Source organism: Neisseria yangbaofengii (assembly GCF_014898075.1).
Classification (GTDB): domain Bacteria; phylum Pseudomonadota; class Gammaproteobacteria; order Burkholderiales; family Neisseriaceae; genus Neisseria; species Neisseria yangbaofengii.
This window is the reverse complement of record NZ_CP062976.1, coordinates 1,085,117-1,102,142: the sequence shown is the minus strand read 5'-3', so window position 1 is coordinate 1,102,142 and position 17,026 is coordinate 1,085,117. Positions and strand designations below refer to the sequence as shown.

General features: G+C 48.5%; 17 protein-coding genes and 2 tRNA genes. 3 read left to right on the top strand and 16 right to left on the bottom strand.

Annotation, left to right across the window (positions count from 1 at the left end; translation table 11 throughout):
* Positions 1-97: 97 nt before the first annotated feature.
* From H4O27_RS05275 to H4O27_RS05240, 8 genes are all read right to left on the bottom strand, one after another.
* Positions 98-850, bottom strand: coding sequence for an amino acid ABC transporter ATP-binding protein (locus H4O27_RS05275; RefSeq protein WP_165008105.1), 753 nt, complete (start codon positions 848-850; stop codon positions 98-100).
* Between the two features lie 9 nt (positions 851-859).
* Positions 860-1,576: an amino acid ABC transporter permease gene (locus H4O27_RS05270; RefSeq protein ID WP_165008102.1), complete on the bottom strand. Its 717-nt coding sequence runs from the start codon at positions 1,574-1,576 to the stop codon at positions 860-862.
* Complete coding sequence (locus H4O27_RS05265) at positions 1,566-2,390, bottom strand: amino acid ABC transporter substrate-binding protein (RefSeq protein WP_165008100.1); 825 nt, start codon at positions 2,388-2,390, stop codon at positions 1,566-1,568. Before H4O27_RS05265 ends, H4O27_RS05270 begins: the two co-directional genes overlap by 11 nt.
* 163 nt (positions 2,391-2,553) lie before the next feature.
* Entirely contained in the window at positions 2,554-3,135 is a 582-nt protein-coding gene (locus tag H4O27_RS05260; protein ID WP_226883442.1) for a LemA family protein, read from the bottom strand.
* Positions 3,136-3,317: 182 nt separating this feature from the next.
* Positions 3,318-4,157: a pantoate--beta-alanine ligase gene (gene panC, locus H4O27_RS05255; protein WP_165008097.1), complete on the bottom strand. Its 840-nt coding sequence runs from the start codon at positions 4,155-4,157 to the stop codon at positions 3,318-3,320.
* A 154-nt stretch (positions 4,158-4,311) separates the two neighbouring features.
* Positions 4,312-5,103, bottom strand: a complete 792-nt coding sequence (gene panB, locus H4O27_RS05250; protein WP_165008094.1) for a 3-methyl-2-oxobutanoate hydroxymethyltransferase — start codon at positions 5,101-5,103, stop codon at positions 4,312-4,314.
* Positions 5,104-5,242: 139 nt separating this feature from the next.
* Positions 5,243-5,318: transfer RNA gene (locus H4O27_RS05245), tRNA-Thr, on the bottom strand.
* Positions 5,319-5,353: 35 nt separating this feature from the next.
* A tRNA-Thr gene (locus tag H4O27_RS05240) sits at positions 5,354-5,429 on the bottom strand.
* Positions 5,430-5,658: 229 nt separating this feature from the next.
* On the opposite strand from H4O27_RS05240, the gene H4O27_RS05235 reads away from it, so the two are divergent.
* Complete coding sequence (locus tag H4O27_RS05235) at positions 5,659-6,450, top strand: polyamine aminopropyltransferase (RefSeq protein ID WP_165008092.1); 792 nt, start codon at positions 5,659-5,661, stop codon at positions 6,448-6,450.
* Between the two features lie 58 nt (positions 6,451-6,508).
* The gene (locus H4O27_RS05230) at positions 6,509-7,144 is read left to right on the top strand and encodes an alpha/beta hydrolase (RefSeq protein WP_165008193.1); all 636 of its coding nucleotides are present in this window, start codon (positions 6,509-6,511) and stop codon (positions 7,142-7,144) included.
* Between the two features lie 60 nt (positions 7,145-7,204).
* On the opposite strand, the gene H4O27_RS05225 is transcribed toward H4O27_RS05230, so the two are convergent.
* Positions 7,205-8,146, bottom strand: coding sequence for a GlxA family transcriptional regulator (locus H4O27_RS05225; protein ID WP_165008090.1), 942 nt, complete (start codon positions 8,144-8,146; stop codon positions 7,205-7,207).
* 117 nt (positions 8,147-8,263) lie between these two features.
* Here H4O27_RS05225 and H4O27_RS05220 point away from each other — a divergent pair, with 117 nt between their 5' ends.
* A complete protein-coding gene (locus H4O27_RS05220; RefSeq protein ID WP_165008088.1) occupies positions 8,264-9,121 on the top strand; it encodes an MBL fold metallo-hydrolase in 858 nt (285 codons plus the stop codon).
* A 103-nt stretch (positions 9,122-9,224) separates the two neighbouring features.
* Here the strand turns inward: H4O27_RS05220 and H4O27_RS05215 are convergent, their stop codons facing one another.
* From H4O27_RS05215 to H4O27_RS05190, 7 genes are all read right to left on the bottom strand, one after another.
* A complete protein-coding gene (locus H4O27_RS05215; protein WP_165008086.1) occupies positions 9,225-9,446 on the bottom strand; it encodes a hypothetical protein in 222 nt (73 codons plus the stop codon).
* A 430-nt stretch (positions 9,447-9,876) separates the two neighbouring features.
* Positions 9,877-11,982 (bottom strand): polyribonucleotide nucleotidyltransferase, encoded by a 2,106-nt coding sequence (gene pnp, locus H4O27_RS05210; RefSeq protein ID WP_165008191.1) that lies wholly within the window; start codon positions 11,980-11,982, stop codon positions 9,877-9,879.
* Positions 11,983-12,093: 111 nt separating this feature from the next.
* Complete coding sequence (locus H4O27_RS13355) at positions 12,094-12,216, bottom strand: hypothetical protein (protein ID WP_255464527.1); 123 nt, start codon at positions 12,214-12,216, stop codon at positions 12,094-12,096.
* 31 nt (positions 12,217-12,247) lie between these two features.
* Positions 12,248-13,111: a phosphoribosylaminoimidazolesuccinocarboxamide synthase gene (locus H4O27_RS05205; protein ID WP_165008084.1), complete on the bottom strand. Its 864-nt coding sequence runs from the start codon at positions 13,109-13,111 to the stop codon at positions 12,248-12,250.
* 144 nt (positions 13,112-13,255) lie between these two features.
* Positions 13,256-14,797 (bottom strand): calcium-binding protein, encoded by a 1,542-nt coding sequence (locus H4O27_RS13350; RefSeq protein ID WP_165008082.1) that lies wholly within the window; start codon positions 14,795-14,797, stop codon positions 13,256-13,258.
* Positions 14,798-15,380: 583 nt separating this feature from the next.
* A complete protein-coding gene (locus H4O27_RS05195; protein ID WP_165008081.1) occupies positions 15,381-15,893 on the bottom strand; it encodes a TPM domain-containing protein in 513 nt (170 codons plus the stop codon).
* Positions 15,893-16,786 carry a TPM domain-containing protein gene (locus H4O27_RS05190; RefSeq protein ID WP_193004349.1) on the bottom strand — a complete coding sequence of 298 codons (894 nt, stop codon included), beginning with the start codon at positions 16,784-16,786 and terminating at the stop codon, positions 15,893-15,895. The genes H4O27_RS05195 and H4O27_RS05190 overlap by 1 nt, the downstream gene beginning before the upstream one ends.
* Between the last annotated feature and the right edge of the window lie 240 nt (positions 16,787-17,026).

Sequence of the window (17,026 nt, the reverse complement as noted above, 5' to 3'; positions counted from 1 at the left end):
CCTGAAGTCAAAAAGATATGAAAAATTCATGCATTCGTTTGATTGAAATTCATAAAGGCCGTCTGAATATCAGTTTCAGACGGCCCGACAAAAATCATCAATGCGGCGCACGGATTTGCTGCAAGAAGCGGCGGGTGCGTTCGTGTTGCGGATTGTCAAACAACACTTCCGGCGCGCCCTGTTCGACAATCACGCCGCCGTCCATCACCACCACAATATCGGCCACTTCCATGGCAAACTTGATTTCGTGGGTCACGACCACCATCGTCCAGCCTTCCTGCGCCAACTCTTTCATGGTGTTCAACACATCTTGTACCAATTCCGGGTCGAGTGCGGAAGTCGGTTCGTCAAACAGCATCAATTCCGGCTGAATTGCCAAGGCGCGGGCAATGCCGACACGCTGCTGCTGGCCGCCCGACAATTGATACGGATACAAATCCACCTTATCGCCCAAGCCTACTTTTTCCAGCAAGGCCAAAGCAGCGGCATGCGCTTCGTTCTTGGCTTTGCCCTGCACCGATACCGGCCCTTCCATCACATTTTCCAAAGCGGTTTTGTGCGGGAAAAGATTGTATTGCTGAAACACCATGCCCGATTTACGGCGTAAGGCCAAAATTTCGGCTTTGCTCGGCTTCCGGGCAAAATCAATTTTTAAAGGTGCGGCATTGTCGAATTCGATTTGCCCTTGCTCGGGCATTTCCAAAGCGTTCAAGCAGCGTAAAAATGTGGTTTTACCCGAACCCGAAGGCCCCAAAATCACCACTACTTGGCCTTTGTTCACATCCAAATCAATACCGCGCAAAATGGTGTTGTCGCCGAATGTTTTGTGGATGTTACGGATTTTAATCATCTTTTTCCCTTACTTAGCCACATGGCGGTCGAAGCGTTTTTCAATTTTCGCTTGAATCAGGAATAATACCCAGCAGAAGCACCAATACACCAAGCCCGCTTCGATATATACCGGTAAAAAATCATAGGCGCGGTTAGCCGCTTCGGATGCGGTGCGGAACAATTCCGTTACCGTTACAAACGAAGCCAACGATGTGCTTTTGAATAAGCTGATGAATTCATTGCTCAAAGGCGGCACGGATACGCGGAAAGCCTGTGGCGCAATAATGCGGCGGAACGTCTGCATATAGGTCATACCGATGGAAAAACCGGCTTCCCATTGGCCTTTGTGCACCGACAAAATCGCCGCACGGATGGTCTCGGAAGCATACGCGCCGACATTCAGCGAAAAGCCGATAATTGCCGCCGGAATCGGATCAATGTAAATCCCTACCGCCGGTAAACCGTAAAACACCACCGCCAGTTGAATCAGCATCGGCGTGCCGCGAATAGCGGAAACATAAAATTTCACCACAGCCAATAAAACTTTGTGCAGCCAGCTTTCAGACGGCATCACACGAATCACCGCCACGATGATGGCAATCACCATACCGATGATAAACGAAGCAATCGCCAGCGGCATGGATACCAGAAATCCGGCCTTGACCATGGGCCAAAACGCGCTGATTACCAAATCAGCGCGTGTCTCGGTCATAAACGGCAGCGAAGCCAGTAAATTATTTAACACTGATGTCTTTTCCGAAGAATTGTTCGCCCAGTTTTTTCAAAGTACCGTCTGCCTGCAATTCTTTCATTGCTTCGCTGAATTTGGCTACGGCTTCATCATTGCCTTTGTTGACAATCAAACCGGCACCTATTTTTTCATCAGCAGGAGCAGCCCATACGATTTTCACACCGGCATTCGGATTTTTTTGCAGATAATCCAATACCGCCAATTCATCATTCAGTGTCACTTCAGCACGTTTTTGCTCAATCAACATCAAAGATTGCGCCAAACCGTCAACCGGTACGATTTCGGCTTTGGCCGCAGTGGCGCGTTCGCCATAGTTGCTGGTTAAAGATTGAGCGGCTTTTTTACCGGCAATTTCTTCAACTGACTTGATGGCGCTGTCGTTGCGCGCCACCAAAACCGGGCCGCTCCAACTGTACGGCTCGGATTTGTCGAAAGTCGCTTGGCGTTCGGGGCTGGTCAAGGCAACTTGGTTGGCCACCACGTCAAAACGGCCTGCTTTCAAGCCGGCCATCATGGCATCCCATTGAGTTTCTTTAAATTCAACCGTTACGCCCAATTTTTCAGCCACGGCGCGGGTCACTTCAACATCGTAGCCGGTCAGTTTGCCGGATTTGTCGTGATAGGTGAACGGCGCGTAAGTGCCTTCGGTACCGACAGTGATGGTACCTTTATTATTGATACGTTCAATCAAAGACCCCGAAGTCTTGGCCGCGGATACCGCACCTGAAGCAGTAGAGCCGCCTTCGCTGCCGCCGCAAGCGGCCAATACCAAAGCAGTCATGCTGCCCAATAAGAATTTTTTCAACATCGCTTGATTCCTGTGTGTATCTTTAAAGCGCTTATTTTAATGGATACTGCCTGCAAATACAAAGAATGCTTTCTGCTATCATTTATAACTAAAACATATAACAAAGGCCGTCTGAAACAAAATATTCCGATATTTTGTTTCAGACGGCCCTGTACAGAAACTTTTAAACCATTAAATGCTTGCTCATCTGCGCGGCATTGTTGTCTTCAAATTTGATCAAACCGACGCAGTTTTTGTGTCCCAACACATAAGCACACACCGACATCGGCAATTTGCGTAATAAGTGATTGTAACGCTCTGCCGAACGGTTATAGGCACGGCGCGAATGCAAGACATCGCTTTCTGCCGCTTCCAGCATTTCAAGTTGGTTGCTCAAGCGGGCATCTTCGCGGTGCTTCAATTCGTCGCGTAAATGATTTTGCAAACGGCGCAGTAAAGTGGTGAGTTTATTCTCGGCTTTGCTTAGTGTGCTTAATGATTCGTCCGACACCGATCGTGCTGCTTGTGACAATACCTGCTCGGCTTCCCGGCAGGCTTTGGTTAGATTTTCGTTTAAATCGGCGGCATTGAGCAGATAAAGTTGGGATGCGTCCAAAACATGTTTGGCAGCCTGATGGCGGCACGATAAGGCGATTTTTAAGGCCATGAAGGATTCTTGATAGTCTTGTTTTCCGGCGGTTAATTTCTGCTGGCAGATAATGACCACGCCGGCCAATAAGACAAGAATCAATAAAGTTGCCAGCATTCCCATAGCGTCTCCTTTTTTATTCTATCGTGAGTACGTTTCGCTTATTTTTATGATGCTCAGAGATAATAAAACTGCTTTTATGCCAATATTATAACCTAAAATAAATAAAAGTTTCCATTGGCCATAAAAAAGACCGCCTAAACATATTCAAACGGCCTTTATTATAACTATAAATATATTTACAAATCTAATGAAACTTCTAAATTATCAATCAAACGTGTGCTGCCCAATCGGGCCGCTGCCAATACCACTAAATGTTTGTCACCCACACGCGCTACTTCCAGGCTTTCCGCTTGGCGGATTTCAACATAATCCACCGCCCAACCGGCTTGATTTAAGTTTTCTATTGCCGTTTGCTCGATTTGCGTATATGCAACATTACCGGCCTGCAATTGCGCCGCAGCGGCTTGTAATTCACGGTATAAACGCGGCGCTTCGGTACGCTCGGTTTCGCTTAAATATTGATTGCGGCTCGATAAAGCCAAGCCGTCGGCAGCACGGCCTGTGTTGACCGGCACAATTTCAATATTAAAGTTTAAGTCTTCGACAAAACCTTTAATAATCGCCCATTGCTGATAATCTTTCTTACCGAAACAAGCCACATCTGCTTCGACAATATTAAATAATTTGCCCACCACCGTTGCCACACCGCGGAAATGACCGGGGCGGAATTTGCCGCATAATTCGTTTTGCAGATGCGGAGGCTCGACGTTGTAACGCTGCTCGACATTGGGATACAGCTCTTTTTCATCCGGCGCGAACACCACTGCCACGCCTTCATTGGCCAATTTATCGGCATCTTGCTGCAAAGTGCGCGGGTATTTATCAAAATCTTCGCCCTGACCAAACTGAAGACGGTTCACAAAAATACTGACCACCACATTATCGGCTCGTTTTTTCGCTTCGCGCACCAAAGCCAGATGACCTTCGTGCAGATTGCCCATGGTCGGCACAAACGCCACTTTGCCGGCCTGTTTGCGCCATTCGCGCAATTCTTTAATGGTATGAATGATTTGCATAATTCGAATAATCCTTAGAGACGGCAAGGCCGTCTGAAAATAACGGCCTAATTATACGCTTAGCCCCGACGATAACCAAATCCAGACGATAAAAACGAACATACCGTCTGAAATAATAGGTTTTCGGACGGCATGTTTATTTTTTATTTACTGATTAATCAGCAAAGGTATGTTCGGGTGCGGGGAAGGTTTGCGCTTTCACTTCATCGACATAGGCTTTTACAGCCGCTTGCACGCTGTCTTTGCCCTGCATAAAGTTCTTCACAAACTTGGCCGTTTTTCCCGGAAACACGCCCAGCATATCGTGCATCACCAAAACCTGACCGTCGCAATCCACGCCTGCGCCAATCCCGATGGTTGGGCAAGCCACGCCTTCGGTCACTTGTTTGGCCAATTGCGCCGGCACGCATTCCATCAGCACAATTGCCGCACCTGCTTCATCATGTGCTTTGGCATCGTTCAACAAAGCCCGCGCCTTATCGCCGCGCCCTTGGACTTTATAGCCGCCGAATGCAAACACCGATTGCGGTGTCAAACCGATATGCGCACACACGGGAATACCGCGCATTTGCAGAAATTCAGTGGTTTCCGCCATCCATACGCCGCCTTCCAGTTTTACCATGTGCGCACCGGCGGCCATCAATTCCGCCGCAGCAGCAAAGGCTTGCTCTTTGCTTTGCTGATACGCACCAAAAGGCAAATCACTCACAATCATGGCATTTTTCGTACCGCGCGCCACGGCTTCGGTGTGGTAACACATATCGTGCAAACTTACCGGCAGCGTGGATGTACGCCCCTGCACAGTCATGCCCAAGGAATCACCCACCAACAAAACATCTACACCCGCTTCGTCCATCAACGCGGCAAAACTTGCTTCGTAAGCGGTAAGCATGGCGATTTTACTGCCTTCGGCTTTCATTTTTTGCAATGTGTTCACAGTAATCATGTCGTTTGGCTTTCCCGCCTTGTTCAGACGGCCTTATGTAGATTAAAACGAGGCCATTATAAGGCTTTCGTATTAAATATGGTATGCGCCGGGAAATAAAAAACAGCTTAACCACATTCATGATTAAGCTGTTTTATTTTGGTGCCGGCACCAAGAGTCGAACTCGGGACCCCCTGATTACAAGTCAGGTGCTCTACCAACTGAGCTATACCGGCTTAACTGGCTGCATAAAAGCGATACAGTTTTAAACTGGTGCCGGCACCAAGAGTCGAACTCGGGACCCCCTGATTACAAGTCAGGTGCTCTACCAACTGAGCTATACCGGCTAAGAAAGACAGCATTATGCCTTTAAGCCTCGCCATTGACAAGGTCTTTGCTGCGAAAAAAATCTACCGGCACACAAAATCTTTGATTTTAAATTGAATATACTTTCCTACATTTCACGCAAATGACATGATGGAAATCCATAAGGCCAATCATTCTGCAACATGCCGTCTGAAAAAGGCCGCAAAATCTGTTAAAATAGCGGACTTTCCCAATATTTCACGATTTCCCATGGCACAACATCCCTACCGCCGCTTGCGCGCGCCGCAAGCGCATTTGCCCGAAGTCGGCATTTCTGAAGAAGGTAATATCCGCTCGCTGCATTTGGGCAGCCCGACAATCCAAAGCTCGATGAATCTGGATCACCCTGCCGAGTTGGTTTTGTCGTACAGCCGCGTCATGATGGGCTGGCTTCTGTTTGCCGAAAACACACCGCGCCACATCACCCAAATCGGCTTGGGCGGCGGCTCGTTTGCCCGCTGGATTGACACCTATCTGCCCGACACCAAGCAAACTGCCGTCGACATTAATCCGCAAGTGATTGCCGTGGCACGCAGTTTGTTTGAATTGCCGTTTGAGGGGGAAAAGTTTGAAATCGTGGAAGCCGATGGTGCAGAATATATTAAGGTGTTTCGCCATAATACCGACGTGATTTTGGTCGACGGTTTCGACGGTGAACAGATTATCGATGATTTGGTGTGCGAACCGTTTTTTGAAAACTGCCGTCAAGCGCTGTCGCCCGAAGGCGTGTTTGTGACCAACTGGTGGAGCGGCGACAAGCGTTATCAGCGTTTTGTCGAGCGTTTGCTGAAAGTGTTTGACGGGCGCGTGTTGGAATTGCCGGCCGAAAGTCACGGCAACATGGCGGTAATGGCATTTCAAAGCAGCCCGAAAGAGCAAAATCTCGACAACCTGAAAAAACGCGCCGACAAACTCAGCAACTTATACGGCTTGAATTTCAAACGTATGCTGGCTGACTTAAAAGCCCATAATCAGAATAACGGCAAACATTTTTATTTATAACGGGAAGGCCGTCTGAATATTTTCAGACGGCCTCACCATCCATCAAAAGGAAATCATGATGTTGAAACCCGAAGTTATCGCCATCCAAGGCCCGGCCGGTGCACTCGAAACCATTTACCTGCCCGCCCAAGGCACAGCACGCGGCGTGGCGGTAGTCAACCACCCCAACCCGCTGCAAGGCGGCACCAACACCAATAAAGTGATTCAAACCGCCGCCAAAGCCCTGACCCAGCTTGGTTTTCACTGCTACCTGCCCAACCTGCGCGGCGTGGGCAACAGTGATGGCGAACACGATTACGGTCAAGGCGAAACCGATGATTGCATCTGCGTTATCGACTACGCCCACGCGCAACATCCCGAATTGGGAAAATTCGTGTTAGCCGGTTTCTCGTTCGGCGGTTACGTCGCCAACTTCGCCGCGCAAGAGCGCGAACCGGATATGCTGTTGCTGATGGGTGCCGCCTTACGCCACTACACCGACCGCCCCGAACCTGAAGCAGCACCGGATCCGAACAAGACCTTAATCATTCATGGTGCGGAAGATGAAGTAGTCGAAATCGAAAAAGCCTTGGCATGGGCGGAGCCGCAAGATATTCCGGTGATTGCCATTGCCGGATCTACTCACTTTTTCCACGGCAAACTGATTGTATTGCGCGACACCATCAGCCGCTTTGCACCGATGATTTTGGGTTAAACCGACATGAAGTAACAGGCCGTCTGAAAACTAATGATTTTCAGACGGCCTGTTTCAATTCTATTCCGCATTGCGAAACATTTTCCGCCAAACATGCGGATTCACTTGATAATATTTGAAAAACTGCTGCCTAAACGACACCTCATTCTGAAAACCGGTTTTCTCTGCAATCTGCCCAACGCTAAAACCAGAATTTTCCAATAAATCCAAGCTGCGCTGCAGGCGCTCTTTGTGCAACCATTCGAGAAATGTCATGCCGGTGGCTTTTTTGAAATGGCGGGTGAAAGTGCTTCGGCTCATGGAAACGCGTCGGGCGGCTTCATCAATATTTTGCGGCTCATGCAGATGGTCGCGCAAATAATCCAGCAGCGCATTGATTTGCGTGTCTTTGGTGGATTGTGCCAATGGCCGCTCGATAAACTGCGCCTGTCCACCCTCGCGATGCGGCGGCACCACCAGCAAACGCGCGGTTTTGTTGGCCGCTTTCGCACCGTAAAACTTACGGATAATGTGTAAACAGCAATCCAATGCGGCGGCGGTTCCGGCAGAGGTGATGATGTTGCCGTCTTCTACATAAATCGAGTTCACGTCCAATTTCACTTCAGGGAAGCGGCGGCTGAAATCAGCCTCACCCTTCCAATGCGTGGCCGCTTTTTTGCCGTCAAGCAAACCGGCGTAAGCCAAGGCATACGCACCGTAACACAGGCCGACAATATATGCGCCGCGCCGATATGCCGTCTGAAGCACACTGATTAATTCGGGTGCAGGCTGCGTTTTTTCGTCTTTCCAGCCCGGTACTATCAAAATATCGCATTGCGCCATCAAGTCCAAACCGCCATCGATAGGCGGCTGCATAATCTGATTGCGCAACGGCTTGCCGGTGGGCGTGACGATTTTCACGTCAAACAAACCGTTTTCTACCCCATCTTGAAACGCCATATACGGCACGGAAAAATGAAACGGGTTGACTTCGGGATAAAGCAGCAAGGCGATGGTCAGCATGATGAGATTCTTTGGTTGGAATTGACCCGATTGTTATGTTTTTTGAACTGAATGTCAATTTTCAGACGGCCTTATGCTGCGTACAATGGATTCAATCATCTGAACGAAGGAAAAATCATGAAATCGAATATCCTGTTTGCCGCCGTATCGGCCGCTTCCACCCTGCTGGCCGCCGCGCCTGCCATGGCCGAAGTAAGCTATCAGCATATCCGAAACGCCACCGCCAAAATCAATTACGGCGGCACCACTTTTTTGGTTGATCCGTATCTTGCGCCTAAAGGTGCATATGCCGGTTTTGCAGGCACAGTAAATAGCCGATTGCGCCATCCGCTGACTGAATTAGCGCAACCTGTTGCCGATATCATCAAAGGCGTGGACGCGATTGTCGTGACCCACACCCATGACGACCATTGGGACGAAGCGGCGCAAAAAGTGCTGCCGAAAGATTTGCCGGTTTTCGTACAAAACGCCGGCGATGCCAAAATTATCCGTGCGCAAGGCTTTAAAGACGTGCGTGTGGTCGGTCAAAACACCGAATTTAAAAACGTGCGTTTGAGCAAAACCGGCGGCCAACACGGTAGCGATGAAATGTATGCCAATCCGCAATTGGCTGAAATGCTGGGCGATGCGATGGGTGTCGTGTTCCAAACCCAAGGCGAGAAAACCTTGTATGTCGCGGGTGATACCTTATGGAACTACCATGTTGACCACGCTTTGGCACAGTACAAGCCTGAAATCATCGTGATGAACACCGGATTTGCGCGTATGCCGCAATTTAAAGAAGGCATCATCATGGGTACTGAAGATGTAGGCAAAGCCTACCGCGCGGCACCGAATGCAGACATCATCACCGTGCATATGGATGCGGTAAACCATGGCACTATCAGCAGCGATGATATGCGCAAATATGTGAAAGCCAACCGCTTAGGCTCACGCGTGCATGTGCCGGACAATGGCCAAGTATTGAAATTTTAAGCACTAATTGAACAGGCCGTCTGAACCTTAAGTTTTCAGACGGCCTTTGCTACTCTGTAATTTAAATACGCATATCACTAATGCGTTGGAACATATGAACATTTTAGCGGTCAGATACCGGAATGACGACAATAAAGGTTGTGCCTTTAACCTTTTTGAATTGCTGGATTTGCGCCTCAGTGATTTGCGAAGCCGACGCACACGCGTGGAAAATACGGCCGTTGGCATCATGGAAATTCAAAGCCACATATTCGCGATCATTCACCACCGTTCGGCGATCGGCTCCAACCTTGCAAATATCGTTCACCACCATCTGATTATTCAAACCGCGGATTTTTTCCTGTAATGCAGTTTACGGCGGCTGCTTGAGACCGTCCCGGTTATTGTCGGTGATAATGATTACATTCGGATCATTGGTGTAATGCGTTGTGGTCGAGTCGGAAACGACACACACACTCTCAGCACCGATACGGCTGCGGCGGTAATGGTTTTATAGTGGATTCACTTTAAAAATAGGACAAGGTGGCGAGCCGAAGACAGTATAGATATACGGCCAGGCGAGCCAACGCCGTACTATTTTAAAGTGGATTCACTATAATAAGGTTCTCATCATTTTCCTTTCTTTCCATGTGGGAAATATGCTTTCAGACGGCCTTTTGAAACGGCAATCCCATTTTATGCCGTCTGAAAATATCCGTCATAAAAAACGGCTTGATTCATGTTAACAAGAATCAAGCCGTTTGCACTAATGGCGGTTATTCAGCGGCAGGCGCTTCCAACAATGCTTTCATAGACAGGCGGACACGGCCTCGGTCGTCCACTTCCAACGCTTTCACATCAACGGTTTGGCCGACTTGCAGGTAATCGCTGACGTTTTTCACACGCTCGTGGGCGATTTGGCTGATGTGTACCAAGCCGTCTTTGCCCGGCATCACGGATACGATGGCTCCGACATTGTTGTCCAGAATTTTCACCACCGTGCCGCTGTACACTTTGCCGACTTCCACTTCTGCGGTAATCTGCTCGATACGGGCTTTGGCGGCATCACCGGCTTCTTGCGTGGTCGCCGCAATGGTGATGGTGCCGTCTTCGGCGATGTTGATTTCCGTGCCGGTTTCGGCGGTAATCGAGCGAATGGTTTCGCCGCCTTTGCCGATAACATCACGGATTTTGTCTTGGTTGATTTTCATGGTGAACAGACGTGGGGCGTGTGCCGACAGTTCTTGCGGACCGGCAACGGCTTCTTTCATCTGCGCCAGAATGTGCAGGCGGGCTTCTTTGGCCTGAGCCAGCGCAATCTGCATGATTTCTTTGGTAATGCCTTGGATTTTGATGTCCATTTGCAGGGCGGTTACGCCTTCGGTAGTACCCGCTACTTTAAAGTCCATATCGCCCAAGTGGTCTTCGTCACCCAGAATATCGGTCAGCACGGCGAATTTGTTGTTGTCCAAAATCAGACCCATGGCGATACCGGCAACGTGGGCTTTCAACGGCACACCGGCAGACAGCAGGCTCAAACAGCCGCCGCAAACGGAAGCCATGGAAGACGAACCGTTGGATTCGGTGATTTCGGATACCACACGCATGGTGTAGCTGAAATCTTCCGGCGCAGGCAATACCGCCAGCAAAGCACGTTTTGCCAAACGACCATGACCGATTTCACGGCGTTTCGGTGCACCCATGCGGCCGACTTCGCCGGTAGAATACGGCGGGAAGTTGTAATGCAGCATAAAGCGGTCGGTATATTCGCCGCTTAAGGCATCGATGATTTGTTCGTCACGGGACGTGCCCAAGGTAGCTACCGCCAAGGCTTGGGTTTCTCCACGGGTAAACAATGCCGAGCCGTGGGTACGAGGCAATACGCCGGTTTGGATGTTCAACGGGCGTACGGTGCGGGTGTCGCGGCCGTCGATACGGGGTTGGCCGTCCAAAATCTGGCCGCGAACCACATCGGCTTCCAAATGTTTGAAAATGCCTTTGATTTCATTGGCCGCCAAAGTGTCGGTTTCTTCGGTAATCAAGGCTTCTTTTACAGCAGCCCATGCTTCGTCCAATTTGGCGGAACGGGCTTGTTTGGAACGGATTTTAAAGGCTTCTTTAATGGTTTCACCGGCGATTTCACGAACTTTGGCAACCAGTTCTTCATTGGTTTCCGGTACTTTCCAGTCCCACACTTCAGGATTGACCGCATCGGCAAATTCGTTAATCGCCCGAATGGCGGCCTGCATTTGGTCGTGACCGTACACCACAGCGCCGAGCATGATTTCTTCAGACAGAATGTCGGCTTCGGATTCCACCATCAACACGGCTTTTTCGGTACCCGCCACCACCAAGTCCAAACGGGATTTGGCCAGTTGGGCTTTGGTCGGGTTCAACACATATTGGTCGTTGACATAACCGACACGGGCAGCACCAATCGGGCCGGCAAACGGTACACCGCTCAACACCAATGCTGCCGAAGCACCCAGCATGGCGGGAATATCGGAATCGATTTCAGGATCAACCGATACCACCATGGCAACGATTTGAATGTCGTGGTAAAAACCTTCGGGGAACAGCGGACGAATCGGACGGTCAATCAGGCGGCTGGTGAGGATTTCTTTTTCGCTCTGTTTGCCTTCACGCTTGAAGAAACCGCCGGGGATTTTGCCCGCAGCGTAGGTGCGTTCCAGATAGTCCACAGTCAGCGGGAAAAAGTCTTGGCCTTCTTTCACTTCTTTGTTGGTGGTTACGGCAACCAGCACCACGGTATCGCCCATGGATACTTTAACGGCTGCCGCCGCCTGACGGGCAATTTCGCCGGTTTCCAAGGTTACGGTTTGATCGCCGTATTGGAAGGTTTTAATGTGTTTTTCAAACATATTTGCTTTCTCCGCCGCTGCCGCTAAAACACTAATCATGGATACTGCGAGGCAATACGCATGATTAGGGTTTCAGACAGACAGCGGCAATAAAGTTAATCAAATTATTTTTCAGACGGCATCGCCGCCCAAACGAGCGGAATTATGCCATAAAATAATCGGTTTGTGTGATTGGGAATGCACTGGTTCATACAGCAAGGCCGTCTGAAAATCAAACTTTTGCGGTTGCGGCAAACTTTCATTTTTCAGACGGCCTCTGCGGGCATTAGGCCTGCGTCAGCAAATTCAATGCTTCACGATATTTGGCAACGGTTTTGTCGATGACTTCCTGCGGCACTTTCGGCGCAGGTGCCTGCTTATTCCAACCGCTCTGCTCCAGCCAGTCCCGCACAAACTGCTTGTCGAATGACGGCGGATTGCTGCCGACCTGATATTGGTCGGCCGGCCAGAAACGGCTCGAATCAGGAGTCAGCACTTCGTCCATCAGCGTCAGCGTACCGTTTTCGTCCAAACCGAATTCAAATTTGGTGTCGCAGATGATGATTCCTCTCGAACGGGCGTATTCTGCGGCTTCGGTGTAAAGCTGAATCGCTTTTTCGCGCACTTCGGCCGCCAGCTCTTTGCCGATAATCTGTTCGCATTGTTCATAGCTGATGTTTTCATCATGATCGCCGACTTCGGCCTTGGTCGAAGGCGTAAAAATCACTTCCGGCAACTGCTGCGCTTCCTGCATACCTTCCGGCAATTTGATGCCGCAAACCGCACCGGTTTTCTGATAATCTTTCCAGCCGCTGCCCGCCAGATAACCCCGCACAATCGCTTCAACTTTCACCGGCGTAAGTTTTTTCGCCACAACGGCACGCTTTTCTAATACTTTGGCTTCGTTTTCCGGCAAAACATCGGCAACCGTATCGCCAGTAAAATGGTTCGGCATAATATGCGCCAGCTTTTGAAACCAGAAATTGGAAATCTGCGTCAGAATTTCGCCCTTGCCCGGAATCGGGTCGTCCAAAATCACATCAAATGCCGACAAACGGTCGGAAGCCACCATCAACATGCGTTTGTCGTCGATTTCATATAAGTCACGTACTTTACCCGAATAAATATTTTTCAAACTGATTGCCGCCATGTCGAGAGTCTTTCCAGTCAGGATTCAAAAGTGTTATTTTAGCTGAATTTCTTGAGACAAGGCAGCCTGTAATCAAATAAAAGGCCGTCTGAAAGACAAAAGTCTTTCAGACGGCCTGTTCCAAGCGTAATCAGCTAAACAATATTAAGCAATCGCTGCTTGGGTTTGCTCTTGGATCTGTTCCAAAGCCAAGGCGCCTGTGCCGTAACCGCCGACTTGGTAAGAAGTACCGTCAGAGAACTTGAAGGTTTCGATTTGGTTGTCAGAACCGACAAACCAATCGCCTACCAAGATGCTGTCGGTGCTGTTGGTAAAGGTAATACTCAAGTCATCACCCTTTTGGCACAAGATTACGTCTTTTGAGCAGAAACCTTCACCGAATACCAAGGTATCGTCGCCACCATTGTCTTCAATGATATCGTAGCAGTAACCTTTATCGAAGAAGTAAGTGTCGTTACCCAAGCCGCCGATCAATACGTCGTTACCTAAACCGCCATCCAAGTAGTCGTCACCGTCTTTGCCGACCAAGCAATCATCACCGTCCATACCGAACAATTTGTTGTTGCCTGAATTGCCGTTGATGGTGTTGTTCAACTCATTGCCGGTGCCGTTGATGTCACCGTTACCTTGCAGGTATAGGTCTTCAACGTTCTCAGGCAGGGTGTAATCGATGACGGTGCGAACAGTGTCATGACCTGAAGCATTGTTCGAGAATTCAATAACTTGGTCTCCTTTGTTGTCTACAAAGTAAACATCATTACCATCACCACCAAGCATAGTATCAGCACCGGCACCACCATTCAGGTAGTCATTACCCGCACCGCCATTCAAGTAATCTTTACCGGCCTCGCCATAGAGGCTATCACCATCATCATCACCTTTGATGGTATCGTTACCCGGGCCACCGTAAATGACATCGGCACCATCTTTACCGTAAATGACATCTTCACCATCGGTACCATAGATAGTATCTTTACCGGCAGTGCCTTCAGTATGGCTTGCACCATCTTCAGGTTTAACAACATTAATCACATTACCCGGATTGGTATCTTTGCCACCAAAAGTGTTCTCTTGGTTTTGGTCGTCTACACAGTCTTCACACTCATCTTCCTGCTCTGGCTCAGGTTGTGGCTCAGGAGTAGGTTCCGGGCATTGCTCAGACTGCTGTTCCGGAATCTGTTCAGGTTTTTGCTCCGGAATCTGTTCAGGTTGCTGCTCCGGAATCTGTTCAGGTTGCTGCTCCGGAATCTGTTCAGGTTGTTGCTCCGGAATCTGTTCAGGTTGCTGCTCCGGAATCTGTTCAGGTTGTTGCTCCGGAATCTGTTCTGGTTTTTGTTCCGGAATTTGTTCTGGTTTTTGTTCCGGAATTTGTTCCGGTTGCTGCTCCGGAATTTGTTCCGGTTTTTGTTCAGGTTTTGGCTCTGGTTTAGGAGCGATTGGTTTGATTGGCTCACAATCACAAGTATAGGTATAACATACTACTTTGTATGTCGGTTGAACCGGTGCGCAGAACAAAGAAAGCAATGAAGAAAATTTATAAGAATAAGAAGGGGCGCAATAGTTGTTGTAGCTCACTTTGTATGATATAGTCGGTGAGCAGTAGCCGTAGCCATTGGTGCCGTATGATTTAGCTGGGGCGCAGTAATTGTAGTTGGCCGAAGAAAAACCGCCGTAATAATAAGTCATGTTGTATCACTCCCAAAAATATAAAAAAATGCCGACTTTAGCCTAGAGCAATCAAGCTATTTAGTAAGCAATATCATTATAGTGATATTTTTATTGACATTTATTATGACTAAGCAAACGGTATGAATAAATGACAAAAGGGACTTAAAATACCACAATAATATTTACTTTCTTTACCAATATTAATATTTCTGAAACTTTTTCTAATGAATCACTTTCAGTAAGCATCCAATCCCAAAATATTAAGTATTTGTATTATATTTGATTTACAAAGATAACCAAATAAAAATTACTTTATCATAAACGATAGCTAGTAAAAAAATTTCAGCTTTAAGAATTATGCTATACGTATATATTTTTTAGTGGATTTACTGCCATTATTATTATGTAAATTAAATATGATTTACCAATATATTTACATATAACTATATTGTTTTATGATGCAATTTATTTCTCTATAAAATTTCAGCCTCATTGGATATTAAACAAACCGTTTTTCATTTTTACAACACTAAAAAGGCCGTCTGAAACCGATGATTCGATTTTCAGACGACCAAAGACAGCCTTTGAACAAATATATTCTTTACACCATCATGATATCATTATCCAAGTCATCACGATAAATCGTATTGAGTTCACGTGGATAAAATTCAACCAAGACATCGCTAACGGCTTGTAAACCATTTTCCAAGCCTTTGATGTATTCTTCCTTGCGGAAAGATTCACGAATCAAATTACAAATTTCCTGCCATTTTTCCTGCGGCACCTTACGATTGACACCGCGGTCGGCTGCAATTTCTACCACATGATCAGCAAAAGAAACATACACCAGCACGCCGCTGTTGTGTTCGGTGTCCCATACGCCCAATTGCCCGAACCATTGCAACGCACGGGTATGCGGATCGACACCAGCCAATATTTCACTGTTGGCATAGCGCGATTCGACTACAAAGCGGATTTGACCGGCGTGTTTTTGTTCTGAAAAACCGATTTCGCGGCTGATACGTTCTAAATCCGCAGTAGGAAAAAATTTCTCTACACGCCAGCGCGGATATTTCCAGTGTTGCCATAAACGTTTAAATCTATTTTGTTCCATTACCAGCTCCCTGAAGCACCGCCGCCGCCAAAATTACCGCCGCCACCGCCGAAACCGCCACCGCCGAAACCGCCTCCTCCGAAGCCACCTCCGCCGTTTCTCCAGCCGCCACGCGGGCTACTGCCGCCAAAACCACCGCCGCCGCCGGAAATAAAGGCACTCGAACCTAATAAGAAAGTGAATAAGGCTCCGCCGATGGCTGCAATGATGCCAATCCATAATGCCCAGCCGAACATTGCCGTTAAGCCGAACATCACACCGCCGGTAATCAGACTGCCTAAAATACGGCCAAACATGGATTTCAAGAAACTGCCGGCCACGAGCGGCACAAACAGTAGCATCATCCATGCATCTTCACCGGCCGGGCCGGAATATTCACTGGTCGCCGCTTCCGGCAAACCTTCTCCGGCAATCAGCCGTTCGATTTGGCCGACAGCCTGATAAATCGCAGCGTCAGTTTGACCTTGCTGCAGATAAGGTCGCATTACATCATCTAAAATGCGTTTGGCGTACACATCAGGAATTGCGCCTTCTAAGCCGCGGCCCACAGCCAAATGTGTTTTGCGTTCATCACGCACCAGCAGCAACAAGACGCCGTCGTTGATATCTTTGCGGCCCGGCTGCCATGTTTCCATCACACGCAAGGCATAATCGAACGGGCTTTCCGGAGAAATCGCCGGCACGGTCAACACCACAATCTGGCTGCCTTTTTCTTTGCTGTATTGCGTCAAATGCGTATTCAATTCGACACGCGCTTCGGCGCTCATCATCTGCGCACTGTCCATCACCGGCGCTGTGAGCGGCGGAATGGCGGTTAATTCGGCAGCAAACAGCAAAAAACTGCTCAGCAGCATGGCCAGCGCGAGACCTGTTTTATGAATCACGGACTGCATAGCTTTGCCTTTCCGGATTTTTATGGTTACGAACCATTTTATCCATGATTTCAGACGGACTATCCACGATGAACAGACCGAGACCTTTGCAAAATCCCCATTTTCGGCACATTTCTTCGTTATACGTTGCTCGAAAGCTTGCCTATCTTCATGATATATACGCTTTCTGCGCTACCATAACTTTGAACTGTACTCAAATCCGAGGTTTTACAAAGGTCTCCGGCCGTCTGAAAAAGTTAG

Coding starts and splice junctions, on each gene's coding strand:
- panB (WP_165008094.1), bottom strand. CDS start 5,103: ATGATTACTGTGAACACATTGCAAAAAATGAAAGCCGAAGGCAGTAAA.
- pnp (WP_165008191.1), bottom strand. CDS start 11,982: ATGTTTGAAAAACACATTAAAACCTTCCAATACGGCGATCAAACCGTA.
- H4O27_RS05230 (WP_165008193.1), top strand. CDS start 6,509: ATGTTGAAACCCGAAGTTATCGCCATCCAAGGCCCGGCCGGTGCACTC.
- H4O27_RS05260 (WP_226883442.1), bottom strand. CDS start 3,135: ATGCTGGCAACTTTATTGATTCTTGTCTTATTGGCCGGCGTGGTCATT.
- H4O27_RS05225 (WP_165008090.1), bottom strand. CDS start 8,146: ATGCTGACCATCGCCTTGCTGCTTTATCCCGAAGTCAACCCGTTTCAT.
- H4O27_RS05220 (WP_165008088.1), top strand. CDS start 8,264: ATGAAATCGAATATCCTGTTTGCCGCCGTATCGGCCGCTTCCACCCTG.
- H4O27_RS05205 (WP_165008084.1), bottom strand. CDS start 13,111: ATGGCGGCAATCAGTTTGAAAAATATTTATTCGGGTAAAGTACGTGAC.
- H4O27_RS05190 (WP_193004349.1), bottom strand. CDS start 16,786: ATGCAGTCCGTGATTCATAAAACAGGTCTCGCGCTGGCCATGCTGCTG.
- H4O27_RS13350 (WP_165008082.1), bottom strand. CDS start 14,797: ATGACTTATTATTACGGCGGTTTTTCTTCGGCCAACTACAATTACTGC.
- H4O27_RS05265 (WP_165008100.1), bottom strand. CDS start 2,390: ATGTTGAAAAAATTCTTATTGGGCAGCATGACTGCTTTGGTATTGGCC.
- H4O27_RS05235 (WP_165008092.1), top strand. CDS start 5,659: ATGGCACAACATCCCTACCGCCGCTTGCGCGCGCCGCAAGCGCATTTG.
- H4O27_RS05195 (WP_165008081.1), bottom strand. CDS start 15,893: ATGGAACAAAATAGATTTAAACGTTTATGGCAACACTGGAAATATCCG.
- panC (WP_165008097.1), bottom strand. CDS start 4,157: ATGCAAATCATTCATACCATTAAAGAATTGCGCGAATGGCGCAAACAG.
- H4O27_RS05275 (WP_165008105.1), bottom strand. CDS start 850: ATGATTAAAATCCGTAACATCCACAAAACATTCGGCGACAACACCATT.